Source organism: Citrobacter sp. RHBSTW-00887, from assembly GCF_013728095.1.
GTDB lineage: Bacteria > Pseudomonadota > Gammaproteobacteria > Enterobacterales > Enterobacteriaceae > Citrobacter > Citrobacter braakii.
Map to the genome: position 1 here is coordinate 1,404,203 of NZ_CP056267.1, position 23,250 is coordinate 1,427,452.

The 23,250-nt window shown below is 53.4% G+C and carries 11 protein-coding genes and 1 other RNA gene; 4 read left to right on the forward strand and 8 right to left on the reverse strand.

Going from position 1 to position 23,250, the window contains the following annotated elements; genetic code table 11:
- Nucleotides 1-29 precede the first annotated feature (29 nt).
- Together HV314_RS06670 and HV314_RS06675 are read left to right on the forward strand one after the other, a co-directional pair.
- Nucleotides 30-1,538 (forward strand): DUF3987 domain-containing protein, encoded by a 1,509-nt coding sequence (locus HV314_RS06670; RefSeq protein WP_181547654.1) that lies wholly within the window; start codon nt 30-32, stop codon nt 1,536-1,538.
- A 296-nt stretch (nt 1,539-1,834) separates the two neighbouring features.
- Nucleotides 1,835-2,512, forward strand: coding sequence for an inovirus Gp2 family protein (locus tag HV314_RS06675; RefSeq protein WP_032733614.1), 678 nt, complete (start codon nt 1,835-1,837; stop codon nt 2,510-2,512).
- 88 nt (nt 2,513-2,600) lie between these two features.
- Here the strand turns inward: HV314_RS06675 and HV314_RS06680 are convergent, their stop codons facing one another.
- From HV314_RS06680 to smpB, 8 genes are all read right to left on the reverse strand, one after another.
- Complete coding sequence (locus HV314_RS06680) at nt 2,601-3,074, reverse strand: hypothetical protein (RefSeq protein ID WP_032724395.1); 474 nt, start codon at nt 3,072-3,074, stop codon at nt 2,601-2,603.
- A 199-nt stretch (nt 3,075-3,273) separates the two neighbouring features.
- A complete protein-coding gene (locus HV314_RS06685) occupies nt 3,274-4,515 on the reverse strand; it encodes an integrase (protein ID WP_047358992.1) in 1,242 nt (413 codons plus the stop codon).
- A gap of 204 nt (nt 4,516-4,719) precedes the next feature.
- Nucleotides 4,720-5,083: a transfer-messenger RNA gene (ssrA, locus tag HV314_RS06690) on the reverse strand.
- Between the two features lie 72 nt (nt 5,084-5,155).
- Nucleotides 5,156-6,319, reverse strand: a complete 1,164-nt coding sequence (locus HV314_RS06695; protein WP_085951071.1) for an HlyD family efflux transporter periplasmic adaptor subunit — start codon at nt 6,317-6,319, stop codon at nt 5,156-5,158.
- A 7-nt stretch (nt 6,320-6,326) separates the two neighbouring features.
- Nucleotides 6,327-8,513: a type I secretion system permease/ATPase gene (locus tag HV314_RS06700; RefSeq protein ID WP_181547655.1), complete on the reverse strand. Its 2,187-nt coding sequence runs from the start codon at nt 8,511-8,513 to the stop codon at nt 6,327-6,329.
- Nucleotides 8,510-9,919, reverse strand: a complete 1,410-nt coding sequence (locus HV314_RS06705; RefSeq protein ID WP_047358991.1) for a TolC family outer membrane protein — start codon at nt 9,917-9,919, stop codon at nt 8,510-8,512. Before HV314_RS06705 ends, HV314_RS06700 begins: the two co-directional genes overlap by 4 nt.
- A 100-nt stretch (nt 9,920-10,019) precedes the next feature.
- A complete protein-coding gene (locus HV314_RS06710; protein ID WP_181547657.1) occupies nt 10,020-21,293 on the reverse strand; it encodes a BapA/Bap/LapF family large adhesin in 11,274 nt (3,757 codons plus the stop codon).
- Nucleotides 21,294-21,874: 581 nt separating this feature from the next.
- On the reverse strand, nt 21,875-22,357 hold the full coding sequence (smpB, locus tag HV314_RS06715) for an SsrA-binding protein SmpB (RefSeq protein ID WP_003031211.1): 483 nt from the start codon (nt 22,355-22,357) through the stop codon (nt 21,875-21,877).
- 154 nt (nt 22,358-22,511) lie between these two features.
- Here smpB and ratA point away from each other — a divergent pair, with 154 nt between their 5' ends.
- Nucleotides 22,512-22,955: a type II toxin-antitoxin system toxin RatA gene (gene ratA, locus HV314_RS06720; RefSeq protein WP_196406178.1), complete on the forward strand. Its 444-nt coding sequence runs from the start codon at nt 22,512-22,514 to the stop codon at nt 22,953-22,955.
- Nucleotides 22,939-23,235 (forward strand): RnfH family protein, encoded by a 297-nt coding sequence (locus tag HV314_RS06725; protein ID WP_181547659.1) that lies wholly within the window; start codon nt 22,939-22,941, stop codon nt 23,233-23,235. The genes ratA and HV314_RS06725 overlap by 17 nt, the downstream gene beginning before the upstream one ends.
- The last annotated feature ends 15 nt before the right edge of the window (nt 23,236-23,250 follow it).

The window sequence follows — 23,250 nt, forward strand, 5'->3', positions numbered from 1 at the left end:
TTTTTTGCAAAAAAATAAAGGATGATGCAATGAGAAATAAAAACAAAATTAATCATGAGCTTAACCTGAAATTTGACATTCTGCCACGTCATATCAGGCATTGGGCTTCGCATTTGCAATACATAACTGGAGTGGCTATTGAGATAATCATTGTTACGTTATTAGCCTTTTTAGGGCTGGCCTGTCAGGATTTGTACTGTGTTCAGTTAAAGAACAAGCAGCGATCCCTTCTGGCCTTATACCTGCTGCTGCTTTCAAGATCTGGCAGTGGAAAATCAACAATATTCAGATTGTTGAAGGCCCCCTTTGCACAACAAGAGCGGGAGTTTGAAGATGCTTATCGTGCTGAGCTTAAAGCATTTGAGCGAATAAATATTCTTTGGGAGGCAGAGTTTAAAGTACTAAAAAGGCTTTATAAAAAGTCTCTGAGCAAGGGGGAAGATACTACCGAAACGAGTAAGAAAATTGAAGAATGTATTGGCCGACAACCGAAAGCGCCAGTAAGAAAGGTCATTATCACAACGAATCCGACAAGCGAAGCGCTCGCAAAATCAATTGGGCTGGGGTATCAAAATAAGGCGCTTTTTAATGACGAGGCAACCGCAGTGTTCAAGGGGAGTGTGTTCAACAATCCCGCGCTTCTCAATACATACTGGTGTGGAGACAAAGTTACAATAGACAGGGCTGCCACTGAAAGCTTTGTTATTGAAAATTATGTATTTTCATTTTTTTTAGCGATGCAGCCTCAACCATATGACAATACCAGCAGACAGAAAAAAGCAAACATGAGAGAGACTGGATTGCAGGCACGTACACAGATGATAGACATGGAGCAGATTACTGAACCGTGCATAATCAATGGTCATTACACTCATAGCGAGGCGGTGCTTTCTGAATTGTACTCAGTGATAACGCGGCATATAAAAGCGGGGGTGAAGCGAAGAGAAAATGGTGATGAACTAATAACACTTACTCTGGCCCCGGATGCCCAGGAACTGCTGGATAAAACATCGTTAAGTTTGCAGCAAAAGATGAAACCTGGAGGTTCCTTGTATCACTACGATGATGTAGGTGCCCGGATTATCGAGCAGGGACTCAGAATGGCAGGCATTTTTCAGGTTTCTGGTGAACCCGGTTCGACAATAATAACAGAGGAAAATTTGTTATCAGCTTTGAATTTGATGGATTGGTTTGTCAATCATGCAATCGCAAAAATTGATTCTGCAAGAGAGCTTAGTGATGAAGAGAAAATATTATTCTGGATGGAATCGCAACTTGTCGAAAATGGTTCCTACGATTTCAGAAGAAATGACATTATCAAAAAGGGTCCAAGATCCATAAGATGCTCTGAGCGGCTTATGCCATCATTAGAAAAGCTTGAATCAAAAGGAATGGTGCAGCTATTCGAAGAGGCAGGTATCAATTATGTCAAATTTATCGGTTCAACAATGAACCCTGTCGAACTGGCAGCGAGGACCAACACGCCAATACACCAGACTGGCTCGCTGACACTGAGTAAGTTAGCTCGACCAGAATAACTTCAGAGTTATTTTGATTTTATATCAGCTAGTTAGATATATTTTTTACCCAAGCATACTGCGGCTTCCCTCATCACCACGTAGTTGCCTTGGGCACCTAGAAAGGTCCGGTATATGTAATATATGTCTGCATTGTATAGGTATCTATATCAATCATGAATAAGCATATAAAACATAGTAGAACATGTCAGTAGTCAAGGTGAGTCTAATGTAAAAGGGCATCGTAACCTTAGCTTAAACCATCCCACAATAACCTGGGTAGTTATCGGCTACCCATTACTCAGTGAACTCATATTATGAAATCACCGTATAAATTAACTGAAAAGCAGTTTAAGTTCCTGCAACAGGAAGCAGCGGAAAAATATAACTCCCTTATATCAAGCTATATGCTCCGTAGAGCATATGACGTGACATCTAATTTTTCAGAGAAACATGACCGGATGTTCACGTTACGGGCCGACTTTCGGTTTGCTCAGTCCCATGTGCCTGGAGAGCCAGATATGCCGATATGCTTTCAGAAAGATGATGAGAAAGCCATTACTCGGGCTATAGAATCCCTGAAAAGCCAGCTACGGGAAGAGCACAAGCGCTCTGGCAGGGCTGGTGAGCCTACACCACTCGGCTATATCTGGGCCAGGGAACGTGTTACCGGGGAACGCCCTCACTACCATCTGGTTCTGCTATTCAACAAAGACGTTTATGGTTATCTGGGAGATTATACAAAGCCTGACGCTGATAATATGGGGACCCGTATTCAGAAAGCTTGGTGCAGTGCAATAGGGCTAAGTTATCCTTACTATGCCAGTCGGGTTGAATTCCCGAAAAATCACAGCGCCTGGTTCACCCGGCAGGATGCGTTAACGTTAAGTCCCGATTATTACGACTTCCTGCTACGTGTTGCTTACCTAGCAAAAACGTACAGTAAAGATTCCCATGACGGCTATCGTAACTTTGGCACTAGTCAGTTAATATGACGGCAGCTGAGAGGCCTTTAGAGCTTATGATGCAGACTTGCCGATAAAAGCGCAGGTTTGCATCTATTTCTTGATTCTATTTCCACCATCACCTGACAAGCTGGCGATAATCACATTCCATCTCATCGATGAAATCATCACCGATTGTCGGAAAGCCATAGCTCAAATGCTCTTTCCCTTTAATTTCAAATAAATTATAGAGATAGCTATCCTTTTGGTTAGCGACGTGAACAGGCATAAAGGGCCTGTTTCTTACGATATTTTCGTTTAGTTTACTGGCGTTGATGATGTTGTATTGATCTCCGGTGATATCAATAACGTAATTTTCCACTTCCAGCCAGAAGTGAGTTATTGCGCCATTTTTACCGGTGACTCCAGTGACCCCTTTCAATTCCAGTTCGGGCCATAATTGCAGAAAGTGGAAGGAAAGTAACATTGAGCAAAGCTTGCAACTCATTACCGGGAAGCCGTGAGGTACAAGGTAGGTTGTTGACGGATCACATGTTTCGAGTATCTTTCGAAACCTATTCGCCTCTTCACGTGCAGTCTCAATGGTAAACAATATTATCCCCTGATTTAGCATACGAGTGTTTGTAAGCATACGTACCAATGGCAGGCTCCTTAGGATTTATTCAGCGTAGTATGAGTCAATGCTGTCCGGTCGAATCATACGTGAAGCCTAGGGAGTTAGACTTTATATAACTGGATTGCGCCATTACCGCACACTCCTGTTTTTCGCTTGTGTGGATTAAGAATTGGTCTTATCCAGTTAGCTTTAATGTTGTTAATTCAACGTCAGTGAGTCTGCCACTATCTGCCTTTTTCACAAAGTAAGCCCACCACTGCATCATCGGACGACGTTGCTCAAGGTAATCACTGCGGTTGTAAGCGCGACGAACCTCATTTTTGTCCACATGAGCCAGTGCTGCTTCAATGACATCAGGCGGAAATCCTTTCTCATTGAGTGCTGTACTGGCGATAGAACGTAAGCCGTGTGAAACGAGTACGCCTCCTAAGCCAGCACGCTTCAGTGCGGCATTAACTGTTTGGCTGTTCATTGGCTGGGTTGGTTTGATGCGACTGGGAAAGATAAATTCACGGCCACCACTGAGTGACTTCATCATTTCCAGAATAGAGAGAGCCTCATTGGATAGTGGAACCGTATGGTCCCGGTTCATCTTCATTCGAGCTGCAGGAATTTTCCATTCGCTAGCATTGAAATCGATCTCATCCCATCGAGCCTCAGCAGCTTCGGCAGGGCGGGTAATGGTGAGAAGCTGCCACATGAACAAGCACCGCGTTGACACACTGATACTTGCTGTACGCATTGTTTGCATTAACTGTGGAAGCTGATCCGGACGGATACTCGGCATGTTTTTCTTTTGCGGTTTCTCGAACGCTTTTCCGATATTTACACTGGGAACTGCATCAATCAGGCCTGTGTTCTGCGCATAAATCATGACTTCGTTAATACGCTGACAAAGGCGTCGGACTGTCTCTAATGCACCTCTGGCCTGGACCGGCTGCACTGCTTTAACCAGAGTATGGGCCTTAATCTCAGTGACACTGATATCACCGATTGCTGGAAAAATATCTCTCTCAAGTGAGCGCCAGATATCGTCGGCATAGCCTTCTGTTACGCTGGCTTTCTTCACATTCCACCAACGCTGGGCAACTAGCAAGAAAGTGTTGGTTTTAGCCTCTTGAGAATTTCTTACCTGTTCTTTCTGATGTTCCTGAGGATCAATGTCTTTCGCCAACAAAACTCGAGATTCAGCTCTGAGTTTACGCGCATCAGAAAGGGATATGGCAGGGTATGCACCGAAGCTCTGTTTGGTTCGCTGCTTGGTCAGAGGCCGATAGTAACGGAACTGCCAGAGCTTACTACCACTGGACTTGATTAATAGAGTAAGCCCGTCACCATCATACAGCTGGTAATCGGTAGCTTTAGGTTTGGCGGCTTTGATTTCCGTATCGGTTAACGGCTTGGTTTTTCTTGCCATGGGGGAGTCTCCATGCGTTTAGGCCCAACGAAAACAATAGAGCTTTTCGTTGGGCCTATCAATGGGCCTAAAAGGTTCGGATTTAATTAGTTCTCTTCGGACTTCGCGGGACAAATTGAAGGCACAAAAAAGCCCGCAGGGCTTGTGCCGTGCGGGCTCTTAGGACTTCATCGGATGACTCTGGTAATCACCGATGGAGAATTTTGGTGGAGCTGGCGGGAGTTGAACCCGCGTCCGAAATTCCTACATCCTCGGTACTACATGCTTAGTCAGTCTTTACATTCGCCTGGCACCTGCGGACAGACACGCCACTACCAGACTAGCCTGATTAGATTTAACGCTTCAACCCCAGGCAGGGCCTCCACGCGATCTCTTTTGGGTTTGACCTCTCTTTGATCCCCGTCTTAAGAGCGGAAGCTAGGGAGAGAGGGCTCAGAGCAGGTTATTAAGCTGCTAAAGCGTAGTTTTCGTCGTTTGCGACTATTTTTTTGCGGCTTTTTACGAGGCCAACCGCCCCTCGGCATGCACCTTGGGTTTCGCGAATCCCGTCGAATCCAGAATCAGCCCCAATGTGTTAGAGCAAGTATAACAGACTTGTGACACGCGTGACCAGCCCCCGCAACCCCTAATCCTCAAGGATTTACCGCTCGCGCAGCGCTTCTTTTGCGCGATTAAACGGTTTGATTAAATAGTCGACGATGGTTTTTTCACCTGTTTTTATATCCACTGTGGCAATCATTCCCGGTACGATGGAGAAATGGCGTCCCAGTTTGTTCTGTAAGAAGTCCTGATGGGTGCGGATAAACACGCGGTAGTAGAATATTTCCGGTTTCACTTTGTCTTGAATAGTGTCCGGGGAAATAGTTTCGACTACGCCTTCCAGACCGCCGTAAATCGCGTAGTCATAAGCGGTTATTTTCACCAGCGCCCGTTGGCCGGGGTGGATGAACGCGATATCGCGCGGAGACAGGCGGGTTTCAATCAGCAGATGATCGTCCAGCGGTACAATCTCCATCATCTCGCCATTGGGCGGGATAACGCCGCCAATGGTAGTGACCTGGATGTTTTTCACAATACCGCGCATCGGCGCGCGCACGGTCAGGCGGGTGACGGAATCCTCGCGTCCTTTCAAAATAGCCGCCAGCATATCCACTTCGGCATTGGCTTTTGACAGCGCTTCCCGCGCCTGCACGAAGTATTGTGAGCGCAGATCGGTGATTTTTAATCCCAAATCGCTTTTTTGTCGTTGCAGGCGCAGCACTTCAACGTGGCTGGCGGCACCACTTTTTTCCAGCCGTTGGGTTATGGCCAGCTCTTTATTTACCGAGACCAGCGCATCCTGCAGTTCTGCCATAGAATCAGCGAGCTGCGCGCGGCGACTTTTATACAAGCGTGTTTCGGAGGCGATGAGATCCGGCCAGGCGCGTAGTGAAGCGGGAAACACGAGCGGCAGATCGTTAACTTCGGCATTGAGCCTTGCGCTGGAAGCCAGTGAGGCGCGATAGCGGGCGGCGCTCTCCCCAACGTTGGACTCAGAGCGAGTGGGGTCGAGGCGCGCGACAATCTGATTAGCCTGTACTTTATCTCCTTCGCGTACCGTGAGCTCGGCGAGAATACCGCCATCCAGCGACTGCAAGACCTGCTCGCGCGAGCTGGGGATTACCTTCCCGCTGCCGGTCGAGACTTCATCCAGCTTGCCGAAATACGCCCAGATACCCAGGACGGCAAACAGCAGTGTGCTGAGCAGAATAATGCGGCTGGCCCCGGAAAAACGGTGCTCGCGACGGATATCGAGGTCGTCCATGGCAGCGTCATGCGGATTGGTTTTCATTTTTCCACTCCCGACCGTGAGTAGGGGCTGGTGCCCGGCTCGCATTCAGCGCCTGCGCTTTCGGGGCATCCATGACCAGTTGACCTTCTTTTAACACCACTACGCGCTCGACCAGCTCCAGAACCGGCACGCGATGGGTGGCGACAATCAATGTTCGGTTGCCCAGCCACTGGTTCAGGCGCTGAATAAACTCTCGTTCGGTATGTTCATCCAGCGAGGCGCTGGGTTCGTCGAGCAGCACGATATTGGGCGATCGCAGCAGCATTCTTGCCAGCAGGATCGACTGCCGTTGTCCACCGGACAGGCCGTTGCCGCCCTCCATAATGGGGTGCGCCAGCCCTTTGGCGAGTTGTTTAACGAAAGCCGCCGCGCCGCTGACCTCCAGTGCTTCGAAGATCTGCGCGTCGCTGGCATGCGGTGCGCCGAGGGTCAGGTTCTCGCGCAGGGTGCCGAAAAACAGCCGCGCATTCTGACTGAGAAAACCGATATTGCGGCGTAAATCGGCCATATCAATTTGCGCCAGGCTCAGGTTATCGAGTCGAACATCGCCCTGGATAATCTCTACGCCACCCGCCATGGCCTGTAGCAGTGTTGATTTCCCGGCGCCGTTACGCCCGAGGATCGCCACCCGTTCGCCGGGCATGACCTCCAGACGCGAGATGCGCAGCGGAACGCGTTGATCGTCGCTGTGGTAGCGAAAGTGCGCGTTTTCAAACAGATAATGGCCGTGAAAAATCTCCTGATGTACCCGGTCTTCATCGTACTGCGTTTCGGTGGGAAGCTGCATGATGCTGTCTAACCCCATCTTCGCCGCCTTGACCTGCTGCCAGCGGGCCAGCACGCCGCACAGGTTCGCCATCGGGGCAATCATTCTGGAACCGAGCATCGACGCGGCCACCACCGCCCCGGTGGTCATTGTGCCTTCAATGACCATCGGCGCGCCGAACATAATGATGGCGGCGTAGACCAGGCTTTGTACCGACATGCCCCAGCCAATCAGCCCCTGAGTCAGCTTGCGCGTGCGCAGCCCGGACTCTCCGGTAATACGGATGTAGCTGTTCCACTGTTGTAAAAAGCGGTTTTCCGCCTGCATCAGCTTGATATCTTCCAGCCCCTGAACGCTCTCGACCAGCACCGCGTTGCGCAGGGTGGATTCATGCGCTGCCTGGTTGGCGAGTACCGCCAGTTTCTTCTGTAACAGCAAACCAGGCAGGATCATCAGCAGGGCCGCGACGGGGGCTATCCACGCCAGCGGCGGGGCGATAAAGGCCAGCACCACGATAAACAAAAAGAAAAACGGCAGATCGACAAGGGTCGACAGGGTTGAGGAGGTGATCATCTCGCGAACCTGTTCCAGCTCGCGCAGTTGAGAAATAAAGCTCCCCGTCGAGCGGGGAACGGCGCTGTTGCGCAGCCGCAATGCGTGGCTGAACACGCGATCGGAAATGCGCATATCAGCGCGTTTGCCGAGCAGGTCCATTATGTGGGTACGCGCTTCGCGCAGCAAAAAGCCAAACAGCACCGCCACCAGAACGCCGGTGGAGAGAACATACAGCGTTGGATAAGACTGGGCGGGGATCACCCGATCATAGACCTGCATCGAAAAGATAATCCCGGCGAGCGACAGGACGTTAATCAGAAAGGCGGCAACCATGACCGGCAGGTAAGGGCGGATGTCCTGTAACACCAGTTCGCGCATCCAGTCGGGCCTGAAGCGCGAAATATAGCGGTCTACCCGACTGTCCTTCAGCGCCGACAGCGGGCGCAGCGCGGTAATGCTCACGATCTCCGGCAGAAGTTCTGCAACTGTGAGTCGGTTACGCTGGCCCTCTTCGGCGATGATAAAAACATCCAACGCATCTTCACCGTTGAAATGTTCTATCACCATCAGTTGGCCGTCGCGCAGTTCCGCCACCACCGGCAGACGCCACTGGCCGAACGCCTGCGTGGCAGTATCCAGCGCATGAAATGACAGCCCCGCCTGACGCGCCAGCTGCGACAGGGCCATAGCTCGGTTTTTTCCCGCAAACCACGGGGCGTTGGCCTGGATTGCGCCGGGCGAACAGGTAACGCGATAGTGGCTGGCAATATGCGTCATCGCCTGCGCCCACTGGCTCAGGGCGTGTTCGCCAATCGCATCTTCCGCATGTGTATCGACGTCGCTCATAGCTTTATCTCCACCGATTGAATACTGCGGTTATTTAAGGCGAACGCCTGGCGAAGCGAGCCGGTGTTATAGAGGCAGTTCAACTGGAGCTGGCGCAGCTGGTTTTGAGTCTGGAGTTCAGCAAAACGGGCCTGATATACCTCCTGCTCGGCGTTAAGCACGTCGAGCAGTGGGCGTGACCCGAGGTCCAGATACTGCTGTTGATAAAGCTCGCGCGTTTGTTCACTCAGCCGTTGCTGGCGACGCAGGATCTGCAGGGCAGTAGCGAGGCTCATCGCCTGGCTGCGGGATTCCAGTAATTTCTGCCGCACTTCAAGTCGGGTACGCTGGATGGAGTACTGTGCAGACTCTACCGCGTGACTGGCGGCGTTGCGTCTGGCGGTGAGTCCGCCCCCCTGATACAGCGGCATCTCGACTTTTACCCACGTGGAGTACTGGGTTTTGTCGAGCACCTCATGGCTGGGGTATTTGTCGTTGAGATAGTGCTGAACCGACGGCTCCAGGGAGATAGTGGGCGTCATCTGCGCGTTGGCGTAATCGAGATTTGCCTGGGCCACATTCGCCTGCGCCCATGCCGCCAGCACCGCAGGAACCAGCTTATCGTCCGGTTTGACCACATCACAACTGCTGTCCAGTTTGACCGGAAATTCGTTGCTGATGCCGTTAAGCGAGTTCCAGCCGAGGAAGCTCATCAGCGTTGCCTTGCTGCTGTCGAGATTGGCCTGATACTGCGCCAACTGAGAACGTGCAGACTCGATACGCGCATCGGTTTGCACCACGTCGGATAGCGAGGTTGCCCCTTCATCATTGCGTTGACGGGTCAGCCGACCAATACCGTTCAAGGCGCTGAGCTGCTCTTCGGCGGCGTCCACCATTTGCTGCCACGTCTGCACCTGGACTATCGCGTTGGCGGTTGCGTGGGCGATGGTATCAATACTGAGTAACACATTCGCCTGCTGTTGTGCGGATCCGGCGGTTTCAGCGCGGACCTGGCTTGCCACTTTGCCGAAGTCGTACAGCATTTGCGACACTGAAATAACCAGGGCCGGGCTAAAGCCGTGATCGGTATAAGTATTGCTGTAACCGTTGTTCATCCCGGCAGAAACCTGAGGGTAATATTTTGATTTCGCCACGTCGATCTGCTCATTTTGTGAGAGCAGTTTGCCGATGGATTCATGAATAGAAGGATGCCAGCTCACGGCGCGACTCACTGCGTCGTTGAGCGTCAGGCTGCCGGGGGCGGCGGCGCTCAGCGGCAGATCGGCAACCGCGCCGTCCAGCGAGGGCAGCATCTGGCTGGTGGCCAGGCCTTCCGGCGTAATAATTTGCGGTTCATCTTCGGCATTCACCCGCAGGGTACAGAGCGTTAATGCCAGCAGTAAGGCAACAGGCGCGACATTTCTCATAGTTTATCCCTTACAAAATACGGCAGCGACGACTGTTATTGCCCCGGACGTCATGGCATCCGGGGCTGTAGTTATGGCGCTTTAACGTTATGCGTTAGCTTCAGGGCACAATGTGATTTTGTTGCACCAGCTCATCGAGCGTGGTGTGGACGTTCTCCAGCGTTATGAGATTGGTTGAGTGATAAGTGTTGCCGGTACCGTCGCGGTCGATGGCAATCACCGTGTTGTTACCGCTGGTGGTCACGGTGAGGTAGTTGCCGAGCGTAGCGTTCTGCCCGTTCCAGCCCACCAGCAGGTCGCCGATATCGATTTTGTCACCCTGGGCCAGCGAGAAGTTGGTCCAGGTATCGGTAGGTCCAACGCCAACATTGCCAACGTTACCACCGGTAGCATCGTTGGCGTTGAGCAGGTGATAAATCAGCGTATCGCCGTAGACACTGCCGGTAAAACGATCGGCATCCACGGTGCTTACAACCTGCGGATTCATGTTGATGGTCAACGTAGCGGTATCGGTATGCCCATTCTGATCGTTTAGGGTGTAAGTAAATGTCTCTTTGGTGAGGATGGTGGAAAGTGAGACATCGCTGTTGAGGGCGTAGGTGTAATGACCATCAATGCCAATGGTCAGTTTGCCGTACAGCCCGTTAATGATGGCGCTGGTCGTGCTGCTCAGCGGATCCAGCGTGGCGGTGCTACCGCCCGTGCCGCTCACCGTCAGCAAGGTATGCACGCTGGCAATATGGTCCCCGTCATAAATGTTGCCGGCGACGCTGTTTGCCGCGGACGTTTCGACGTTCTGCAGGTCGATTATCGTGCCTTTCACGCTAGGGGTGATGGTGATATTCCCCAGCCCTAAAGCCCCGACGCTGCCGGTGTAGTCGAGTCGATAGTTACCGGGGTGCAACATGATCCCCAGGGCAATATCGATATTGCCGCCAATAAGCAATCCACCGTTGAATGAGTTACTGGCAACCTTGACGTTGTTGCTGTCATACAGCGCCCAGGTGACGGTCAGTCCGCCCAGCGTCAGACCTGAAGCAACGTTAAAATGCAGTATGGCGTTTTGCACCGCCGTTCCCGTCGCGACCTCAATGACGCCAGTGCCATTTTGTGAGGTGGGAGAAAGGAGTTGGGCGTTCCAACTGGCGTTCCCGACGCTGTTGTCAGCAAACAATCTGGAGGTGTCCGCCTGCGTGGTGACCGCCATCGTGCTGCTGACGTCATTTACGGCGTCCAGCGGCTGCGGCGTTGGTTTGATATTCAGCGAGGCGCTGCCGGTATCGCCGTTTGGTGCTCTGACCTTATACACAAAGCTGTCCGGGGTGTTGATACCGTCTGCACCCAGTCCGCTTCTTAGCGTGTAGGTGTAGTTCCCCTTCGCATCGATAGTCAGCGTGCCGTACTGCCCATTAATAGTGGTAGTGCCCGTCCCGTTAACGACGATACCGTTTACTTCGGTGATAACGGTATTGGCCGGAGCCGAGTCGTTGACCAGCAGATTGCCATTGGTTGTCGCACTCAGGCTGTCGACGGCGTAGGTGTGATCGGCCTGAATATTCAGGGTATAGCTGGTCAGCAACGTCAGGCCGCCGGAAGCGTTAAGCAGGAACAGATAATCGCCACCTGGTAGCGTAATGGTATACGCTGACGAACTTCCGCCCAGTAGGGCGGTGACCCAGTTTGGCTGTACCCGGTACTGCTCATACTGCTGAATTGACTCGTTGAAGCGATAAACATAGAGATCGAAGCCGCCAAGCGTCACGCCGAGAACATTCGCCTGTACGGTCAGCGTGCGGGTTGCGCCATCGTCAACGTTAAACTTAATCGGGTTAGTCAGACCGTTGACCAGACTGACGTCCAGCACATTGCCGAGTCCGACGCTGGCGAGCGTGAAGCCGGTTTGTTGTGAAGGCAAGTGGTCAACCGCGATGACTTGCGTTCCGTAAGTCAGCACTGCTGCATCGTCTGCCGCGGTTACCGTGCTGGTGGTTGGGGCCTGACCGAGCGTTACCACCAGTTTTGCCGAGGAGTGATCGCTGCCATGCGTCAGCGTGTAGGTGAAGCTTTCGGAGCGCCCATACACCGAGATTGACGTATTGGTCAGGGTATAGGTGTAGCTACCGTTCTGATTGATATGCAGAATACCGTATTTCCCTTGCACATCAATGCCGCCCGCCGGGATATTCACAACGTTGCCGTTACCGTCGGTGATGGCGGTGACCAACGTGCCGGAAGGCGCATTATCCTGCCCGTTGGCGGGATCGGTATCTGTGATGATGTTCCCGGATTCCGTGGTACCGCCGATGATGGTCCCTGCGCTGGCTTTCACCACCGAGACATCAAGGCTGGTGTATGCGCCGGTCGCCAGCAGGTTGGTGTTGTAACTGACCACGCGGTAATCACCGCCAGTCAGCCCGCTGTAATTGAGCGTTACGCCCGAGGCGCCCAGGGTGAGCAGGCTGGCGAAGTCTGGTTTCCCGGTATCCACCACCGTTACCCAGGCATTCAGCCCGGTGTCAAAGCGTTGGATGACGATCTCCAGCGTGTTTAACAGCGACAGCACCACGCCGGTCGCGGCGGCATTGATCGTAATGGACCCGCTGCCGCCAGAAGCGATGCTGAAATTAACGCTTGCCGTATCGTTCCCCAGCACGTTGGCGACATTCCCCAACGCATTAACCAGCAGGAAACCATAATCGCTTTGATGATCGGTGCTGACGATAACATCGGTTTGCAGCGGCAGACTGGTGACGTTGTCTTCAGCCTGCAGCGGCAATACCGGTGCGATAGCGCTTGTCGGCGATGAGGTATTGCCCGCCGCATCGGTCGCCGTGGCGGACAGCGACTGGCCTTCAATCTGGCGAACCGGCAGGTTGACGCTGTAGACACCGCTGCTGTTGGCGATTGCCGTCACGCTGGTGCCGCCGGGCAGGGAGATAGTGACCGTGCTTCCCGCTTCGGCGACGCCGCTGACGGTGCCGCCATCGGCGCTGATCAGTATCGTTGGCGCGGTCGGTGGCGTGGTGTCCACAATCACGCTGAACGAACTGGACAACCCGCTTGCGCCGTTGGCGTTTGTTGCAGTGGCGGTAAACGCGTGGTTACCTTCGCTGAGCGCCCCGGATGGGGTAAAGCTCCAGATCCCGTTACCGTCTGCGGTCGTGGTGCCCATTAGCACGCCGTTGTTGTACAGGCTGACGATGGCGTTAGCCTGCGCCGTTCCGTTGAGCGTTGGCAGCGTATCATTGGTGGTTTTGCCCGCCGCGACGGGCCCCGTGATCGTACCGACGTCATCGAGAACGGTGGCAATAACCGGCGCAGGCGGTACGCCAGTAAACGGTGCCAGAACGTTACCCGCCGTGCCGATGTTGCCTGCGGCATCCTGGGCGCTGACCTGCAGCGTTTGCCCACTGATTTGCGGTGGGTTCAGCGTGAAGGTGAAATTACCGGAGGCGTTGGCGGTTGCCGTGCCGAGCACCGTTCCACCGCTGGAGGTAATAATGACCGTGCTGTTTGGCTCGGCAACGCCGGTGAGCGTGGTACCGTTGGCGTTTACCGCCAGCCCTGTAGGAATGCCCGGGGCGACGGTATCGACCACGATCGCTGCCGCAGACGATATGCCACTGGTATTACCCGCACTGTCCGTTGCGGTGATGGTAAAGGAGTGAGTACCTTGTGCCAGCGCGGTGGTTGGGGTGTAACTCCAGTTACCGCTGCCGTCCGCTGTCACGCTGATGACAAAGCTGCCGTTATCGTAAATATCGACCCGCGCGTTGGCTTCTGTGGTGCCGTTTAATGTTGGGCGTGCGTCGTTGGTTGGCTGATTAGCGCCAATCGCCCCGGTGTTTGGCCCGACGTCGTCAATAATGCTGCTGATTGAAGGCTGCGTCGGCGCCGTGGTGTCGACCACCACGCTAAAGCCTGCCGTCGCACTGCTGGTGTTGCCCGCCGCATCAGTCGCGGTGACGGTGAAGGTGTGCGATCCATTCGTCAGCGGCGTAGTTGGGGTAAACGACCAACTGTTATTACTTTGCACCAGCGCCGTACCCAGCAGGGTGCTTCCATCATAGATGCTGACGGTGCTGCCTGCCTCGGCGGTACCGTTCAGCGTCGGGCGCGCATCGTTGGTCAGTTGTCCGTTGTTGAGCGCCGCATTGAACACGCCGCCTGCGATATCATCCACCACTGAGACCAGCAGCGGGGCGGATGGCGCAATGGTGTCGACATTAATAATAAACCCGCCGGAGGTAGGACTTACGTTTCCGGCGGCATCGGTGGCGATAGCGGTAAACACATGCTGACCGTTACCCAGCGCGGCAGGCAGATATTCCCAGGTGCCGTCTATCGCCGCAGTTACCGTTGCCAGCAGTGTGCCATTATCGTAGATGGCTACCCGGGCACCGGCTTCCGCCGAGCCGTTGAGTACGGGACGGGTGTCGTTGGTAAAGGCCCCGCTCGACAGCGTTCCGGTTCCCGGCAGCACGTCATCAAAAGCCTGGATAATCGTTGGCGCAAGCGGGGCGACGGTATCAACAACGATGTTAAATCCAGCGGACGTGGGGCTGACGTTTCCGGCAGCGTCGGTGGCTGTCACCGTCAGCGCGTGGTTACCGTTGCCGAGCTCGGTTCCTGGCGTGAAGCTCCAGGCGCCCGTGCCATCCGCTGAGGTAAAGCCGATAAACGATCCGTTATCGTAAACTCTTACCGTGGAATTGGCTTCAGCCGTGCCGCTAAGCGTCGGGAGTGGATCGTTCGTGGCCTGACCGTTGTTCAGATTACCGATCAGCGGGCCGACATCATCTGCAACCTGAGTAATCGCTGGCGTACCAGGCAACACGGTATCCACGATAAGCGCGAAGCTATTGGATGGCTGGCTGGTATTACCGGCGCTGTCGGTGGCGGTGACGGTCAGCGTATGCGGACCGTTACTGAGTGCATCCGTTGGGGTTAAGCTCCAGGTGCCGTTAGCCCCAACGGTGGTGGTGCCGATGGGCTGACCATCGCTCAGGACGGTAATGGTCGCGCCAATTTCACCGGTGCCGCTCAGGGCGGGACGGGATTCATTCGTGGTCTGCCCGTTGGTTATCGGGCCTGTTGTCGGTGCGGTGCTGTCCTGAACTGAGCTAATGACCGGGATTGACGGGGCAACTGAGTCCAGCTCAATAGTAAACGATGATGATACTCCGCCGGAGTTACCTGCCTGATCGGTGGCAACGGTGGTGAATATATGTTGTCCCTGTCCCAGTGGTGCATCCGGTGTGAAGCGCCAGTTGCCTGACTCGTCCACCTGCGCTGTACCGATGGCGACGCCATTATCACGGATCGTGATGATGGTACCGATCTCGCCTTTGCCGTTCAGCGTAGGCTGCGCATCGTTTGTCAGTTGTCCGTTGGTCAGCGCTGTATTGCCAGGCTGATCGTCAATTACGGAGGTAATGGTCGGTGCCGCTGGCGGCAGCGTGTCGACGACAACCACAAACGGTGGCGTTGCCGGGCTGATATTGCCCGCGCCATCTGTGACAGTGGCAGTCAGCGAGTGGCTGCCTTCACCGAGAGCAGGCGCAGGCGTAAAGCTCCAGTTGCCGTTTTCATCGCTGATGGTTGTGCCAATGACCGCCCCGTTATCGCGGATGGTAACAATCGAATCCGCCTCGGTAACGCCAGCAAGCGTTGGGGTATTATCGTTGGTCAACTGCCCGGAGGTCAGGATTTGGGTTGTACCAACGTTGTCCGTGACCGTCACAATTGAGGGGGCATTCGGCACCAGGGTATCGACAATGATCTGGAAATCACCGGATGGATCTCCCTGGTTGCCTGCGGCATCTGTTGCGCGAGCGGTAAAGATATGGTCGCCTTCTCCCAGCGGAGCGGTCGGGGTAAAACTCCAGAATCCGTTGCTGTTTACCGTGGTAGTGGCATAAGCGATGCCATTATCGTAAAGGGTGATGGTTGCCCCCGCTTCGCCGGTTCCGTTAAACGTCGGGCGTGAATCGTTGGTAATTTGCCCTTTATCCAACGATCCGGTGCCAGGGGCAATATCGTCAATAATGCTGGTGATAGTTGGCACCTGTGGGGGCGTGGTGTCGATGGTGATTGCGTAGTTGGGCGACAGACCACTTGGGGTACCGTCCACCGTTTGTGAAACCGTGAAGTTATAGGTAATGCCGTTAGTCAGCGCAGTGGGTAGCTGATAACTCCATGCGCCAGACACGGCATCGGCGGTTACCGTGGCGATGGATGCGCCATTTTGATAGATAGTCACCGATGCCCCTGCAGTGGCGGTCCCTTGTAGCAGCGGTAAGGTGTCGTTGGTGGTTTTACCGTTGCCAATCACCCCCATGATGGGCGCGATGTCATCAACGATCTCAAGAGTCGGTGGATGCGGAACGCTGGAGGTAGCGGCGTTAAACGTTGTCGGATCGCTTTGATTTCCGGCGGTATCCTGAGCGATGGCGTTGAGCGCCTGGCCGGTTGTTTGCGCTGGCGAAATGGTGACAGCAAAGTTACCAGAACCGTCTGCCACCCCCTGGCCGAGAATGGTGTTACCGCTGCGAATAATCACGGTGCTGCCGGCATCGGCCGTACCGCTTACCAGCGTCCCGTTAGGATCTACGCTGGTAACCGTAGGCGTTGCAGGCGGCAGGGTATCGACAATCACCGTCAGCGGGTTATCTGCAGCCAGTGAGTTACCTGCAGCATCCACGGCGCCGAACGTCAGTGTGTGAGAGACGTTAGGCGTGAGGGGAACATCCACACTCCAGGTGCCGTTAGCAGCAACGGTAGCCGTAGCAATTGCGACGGGATTATTGCCATCGAAAATTAACACTGTACTGCCCGGTGTGCCGGTCCCGCTAATGGTCGGGGAGGTATCGTCCGTGACGCTGCCACTGGTTAGCGAACCGGTAAAGATTCCAACGTTATCCTGAATATCCGTTACCTGCGGCAACGTCAGCTTCGTGTTGTTAACCGTAAACGAAATGCTGTTTGAATTGTCGCTGATGTTACCTGCCGGATCGGTTGCGGTGGCGCTTAACGTGTAGCTTCCGTTCGCCAGCGCAGTCCCTGGCGTAATACTCCAGGTTCCGCCAGCCACCGTTGTAGTACCGATCACCGTCCCCCCGTTATACAGGGTGATGGTATCCCCGTCTGTGCCAGTACCGCGAATGGTTGGCGTGGTGTCATCAGTCACGGCATCTGTCGCAAGGTCGCCCGTGGCGTCACCGACATTATCGTTGGCGGCGATAATCACCGGAGGTGCAGACGGCGTCGTGTCGATGTTCAGTGTTATGGCGTTAGATGGCAGGCTGACGTTGCCTGCTGGATCGGTTGCGGTGAGAGTTACCTGATAACTACCAGGAGCAACCGGTGCTGACGGAGTGAAGCTCCAGGTACCGTCTGCACCTACTGTTGCTGTTCCCTGCAATGGGGGAGTACCAGCAAGATAGAGGGTAATCAGATCCCCGACGTTCCCCGTGCCGCTAAAAGTTGGCGTGGTGTCATTGGTGTTGCCATTAGTGACCACACCCGTTACCGGAGCCACATCGTCGGTAATGATTGGCGCGGCTGGTTGTGCGGGAGGCGTATTGTTTACTGTCAGAGTAAAGCTTGCCGACGGGATCCCCGTGTTGCCTGCAACGTCAGTCGCCGTGGCGGTAAATTTATGCGGCCCGTCGGCGAGTGAGGTTGGGGTAAATGTCCAGGTGCCGTCTGGCTGTACGGTGACGGTGCCAATAGAACCGCCATTATCATAAATCGTAATCTTCGCGCCGGGCTCGCCGGTTCCGGAGAGTTCGGGATTCGAGCTCTTGGTACTGCTGCCGTTACTCAGCGTTTGTAGATTTGTCCCAATAAGACCTTCTGCGGAGCTGATAACCGGGGCAACTGGTGGGGTGGTATCAATCGTCAGCGTAAAGTTCCCGGCATTGCTGGCGTTGCCTGCAGCGTCCGTGGCGATAGCGGATAAATTGTGTGCGCCTTCACTGAGCGGTTGGCTGAGTTGAATACTCCAGGTGCCGGCGGGTAAAACCGTTGTGCTGCCAATTGGCGTGGAACCCTCATAGAGGGTGATTGTAGAACCGGCTATTCCGGTTCCTTTCAGCTCTGGTAAGGTATCGTTTGAACGGCTTCCGGAAGGCAGATCGATCGGCGCATTCCCAACGTCGTCGGTGGCAGCCAAAATGATAGGATCGCCTGGCGGTTGAGTATCTACGGTAACGCTGACCACCGTGGGTGAGGTGATGACATTACCGGCAGCATCGGTTGCCGATACCGTAAACTGATGAGTGCGATCGCTGAGCACCTGATTTCCCGGAACGGTATAGCTCCAGGTGCCTGAACTGTCGACAAGAATAACCGTCATCAACAGACTGCCATCGTACAGGCTCACCAGTGAACCTGGTTCACCGGTACCCGAGAGGGTTGGCGTGTTATCGTTAGTGACCCAACCGTTATTTGCAACGTTGCCCGTAATGCTGCCAACATCATCGTTAACCAACGTTATTACTGGAACGGTTGGGGCGATGCTATCGACAATAATTTTCCAACTGGCGGCGCTGCTGGTGTTGTTGGCAGCGTCTGTTGCCGTCACCGTAAATACGTGCGCGCCCTGGCTTAGTGCTGCGGTGGGCGTATAGTTCCAGTTACCGTTGTTATCAGCGGTAACGGTCGCAAGCAGGGTGCCATTATCATAAATTTTGACCCGCGAACCTGCTTCGGCGATGCCTTCAATTTTCGGTTTATCGTCGTTGGTTAACCCATTGTTATTGATGGGGCCAGTGAAATCGTCAACATCATCAGTAACGGCAATAATAACTGGCTGGTTTGGTGCAGTGATATCCGGAGCCAACGCGGAGGTAGGCTGACTCTCGTTATTGCTGCTGTCCGTTGCGGTGACTTTTACCGTTTCGCCGTTCTTTTGCGACGGCGCTATAGACACGGTGAAATTGCCGCCGCTGTCAGCCTGGCCTATGCCAATCGGGTTACCGTTGCTGTTTTTAACGGTGACGGTGCTTCCCGCTTCAGCATGTCCGCTTACAGAACCGCCGTCTCCGGCGACGGTGACGCCGGTTGGCGCATCAGGTGCCGTGGTGTCCGGTGCGTTGACAGAGGCGTCGTCGCCCTTGTTGCCTGCGGTGTCGGTCGCATTTGCCGTAAGGGTCTCGCCGTTGGTTTGCGGCGGAACCAGCGTTGCGGTGAAATCCCCATCCGTATCGGCAGTTGCCGTACCAATGATATTGCCATCTGGATCCAGAATATTGACCGTACTGTTGGGTTCGGCCTTGCCGGTGACCTGGTCGCCAGTGCCATTAACTAGCAGGTTTGTTGGGGGCTGTGGCGCGGTAATGTCTGGTGCAAGCGCTGTTTCAGGCAGGCTTGGGTTTCCTGCCGGATCGGTTGCGATGGCTTCAATGGTTTCGCCATTGGTCTGTGGTGGGTTAATGGTGATGGTAAATGAGCCGTCCGTTCCGGCGACGCCGCTGCCGATCTGAGTTCCGCCACTGCCGGTGATAACCACGGTATTGCCTGGATCGGTCGTTCCGGTGACGACAGTCCCATCCGCAGATACGTTGAGATCATCAGGTGGCGACGGTGGCTGGGTGTCGATGTTGATATTGAACGCTGGTGACATGCCTCCTGTACCTGACTGGTTTGTCGCGGTGGCGCTGAAGGCGTGTAGCTCATCTGATAACGGGGAGCTGGAAGTCCATGTCCAGTTACCGTTACCGTCAGCCAGTACGCTGTCGATAATTGTGCCGTTGTCGTAAATAGTCACTGTGCTGTTGGCGTCGGCAGTGCCAGAGAGCGTGGGGGTATTATCGTTGGTGGCCTGATTATTGCTCAATGGTCCGGTTGAGGGGGCAAAATCATCCATTATGCTGACGATAACGGGCACGCCCGGGTAGCCAGAGTTGGTGGCATTGAAAGAGGTATCTGGCCCGATGTTGCCTGCCTGGTCCTGAATTTTCGCGATCAGCGCTTCACCGTGCGTCTGTGAGGGCGAAATCGCGATGACGAAATTGCCGGTTTGACCGACCGTTGTTGAACCCAAAACCTGATTATTACTGCCGATGATAATGACCAGGCTTCCCGCCTCAGCGCTACCGGTTACCGTTGTACCTTCCGGATTAACGGAGGAAATGACTGCGGCTGCAGGCGGGGTGGTATCAACGGTGAATGTCGGCACGCGCGTTTCCGCGCTCACGTTACCCGCGGCGTCAGTTTGCGTCAGCGTCAGATTGTGAACACCATCGCTGAGCGGAATGTCTGGTGTAAATGTCCAGTTCCCATTGTCATCCACCCGGACCATGCCGATCAGAATGCCGTTATCAGAAATGCTGATGAAACTACCTACTTCGCCTGTGCCCGTGAGCGTCGGCGTGGCATCGTCGGTTACGCCGTTATTGGCGATAAAGCCGGTAATGGAACCGACATTGTCGGTTTCCTGAGTGACCACGGGGGCGTCGGGGGCAAGCGAATCGACAATAATTTCCCAACTGTCCGACATGCCGCTGCTGCCAGCACCGTTTGAAGCGCTGACGGTAAACTGGTGTGTGCCGTCTGCCAGAGGAGAGGATGGCGTAAACGACCAGTTGCCGTTGGCATCGATTGTGACCTGGCCTATTTCGACGCCGTTATCAAAAATATGTAATGTGGCATTCGCGGGGCCGGTGCCCTGGAGTGTCGGCGTATTATCGTTGGTGGATTCCTGCTGATTGACAGGGCCAGTAATCAGCTCCTGGTTATCGATTATGCTGGTGATAACGGGGACGTCTGGCCTGTTAGGGGTTGTCGTTGGCGGTGTGCCGCCATCACCGTCACCGTCACCGTCACCGTCACCGTCACCGTCACCGTCGCCATTACCGTTACCGTTACCGTTACCTTCGCCGCCGTTGCCATTGCCGCCGCTACCATTGCCGTTCCCGGCATTACCGTTTCCAGCGTTATTATCGCTCCCGCCGCCGCCACCACCCGCAGCGAGGCCAATCCCGCCAGCGACAGCGATCCCGCCAAGAACCCACGGCCAGACGGCGCCGCCTTCATGACTGCCTTCGGCCGTCATCAGCGGTGTGAGATCGTCCAGGTGCTGGAAATGGAATGCTCCGTCAGTATCCTGAACCCACCACAGTGCGCCATTACTGTCCTCCAGAACAAGTTGGTTTTGCGCTTCACCTTTTCCGAGGTAGAAATTTTTAATGGTGATGATTTCACCTGAGCGGAGTGTGACAACCAGATCCTGATTAACGCGCGTGAGTTGACTCACCTCCTCACGCGACACAGACAGTTTCACGATTGAAGGTGAACTGAGCGTAACTTCAGAGGCTTCAACATTTGTGGAAACGCCTGTTAATTTTGATACAACGGCGAGTAGACGCATATGTTCACTCCTGATGGCATGCCGGGAGTATTAATCCGCAACAGCGCGCTGGGAAAATGAGCAGACAGGGGCTCCGTTCATCATAAAGATGAATTTACACATGTAATTTCATTGATTAGGTCACATAGATGTTAGTTTATTGATTAAATACGTCCGGGCCCTTTCTGCTGAATAGTTCTTTCGTATTAGATGATATAGTCAGAAAGAAAGTATTCTGCAACTTATCCATATTAAAAAAGTAATTAGTCATTTGGAAAGGATACTTTTTAGTTTGCTTTTAACGGTTGTTTTTATTGTAAGTAATTGTATTTAAATGGTTTTGTTTTTATTGAAATGAACACCAATATAATAAACAACAGTAATAATAGTGTTATTAAATAAATGGAAATATGAATGCTATGGTCTTGAACTTTTATATTATTGGACTATAGACCGCAACGGTAATGACAGGGGGGTTATTTCATATCTGAACGATTCAGCATAAATAAACTATAAATGAGGTGAATGTATTGTGTGGGTTTCGATAACTAAAAAATAAGAACCAGTCTCAGGAGGGGAGACTGGTCACAGGGGAGTAGCGTTTAGCGGCCAGCATTTTTCATGATACGCGCTTTATCTAACTGCCATTCGCGTTCTTTCACATCAGAGCGCTTGTCGTGCTGTTTCTTACCTTTCGCAACGCCAATTTTCACTTTGCACCAGGCATTCTTCCAGTATAACGAAAGCGCAACGACGGTATAACCATCACGATTCATACGACCATACAGGGAGTCGAGTTCACGCTGGTTTAACAACAGTTTACGGGTTCGGGTGGGGTCGCATACCACGTGTGTTGAGGCCACCGCCATCGGCGTGAAGTTGGCGCCAAACAGGAACGCTTCGCCGTCTTTGAGTATGACATAGCTGTCGCCGATGTTGGCTTTACCCGCGCGCAGGGATTTGACTTCCCAACCTTGCAGGGCGAGTCCTGCTTCGAACTCTTCTTCAATAAAGTATTCGTGTCGTGCGCGCTTGTTTAGCGCGATTGTGGCTGAGCCAGGTTTGTGTGCTTTTTTCTTCGTCATAATGCCGCTCAGTATAGGTAATCTGGAATCGAAAAACACCCCATTTCATCCAGCGGGGCGCAAGGCGCTATCTTAGCACGAGTTAGGCTATAGCGTTTTTTTTAGCGGGTGATAAATGGTATTATTTGTGTGATTGATATTGATGGGAATTGTTATGCCTCAGATTAGCCGGACCGCTTTAGTACCCTACAGTGCGGAACAGATGTATCAGCTAGTGAATGATGTTAAGTCCTATCCTCAGTTTTTGCCGGGTTGCACCGGTAGCCGCGTACTGGAGTCGACTCCGGGACAAATGACGGCCGCTGTGGATGTCTCGAAAGCAGGGATCAGTAAAACGTTCACCACGCGCAATCAACTGACCAGTAATCAGAGCATTCTGATGCATCTGGTCGATGGGCCGTTCAAGAAGCTGATTGGCGGCTGGAAGTTTACGCCACTGAGTCATGAAGCGTGTCGTATTGAATTTCACCTTGATTTTGAGTTCACCAATAAGTTAGTCGAGCTGGCGTTTGGCCGTATCTTTAAAGAACTGGCTTCAAATATGGTGCAGGCCTTCACGGTTCGCGCGAAAGAGGTTTACAGTGTCAGCGTCGGCTAAAATTGTCGTTGAAGTGGCGTACGCGCTATCCGAGAAACAGTATTTACAGCGCGTAACGCTGCAGCAGGGCGCAACGGTGGAAGAGGCTATCCGCGCTTCCGGGCTGCTGGAATTACGTACCGATATCGATCTCAGTAAAAATAAAGTGGGTATCTACAGCCGTCCGGTAAAGCTTGCTGATGTTCTGCATGACGGCGATCGGGTGGAAATTTACCGACCACTGATTGCTGACCCAAAAGAGCTGCGCAGACAGCGAGCAGAGAAATCCGCTAAAAAGTAACAGACAATAAAAAAG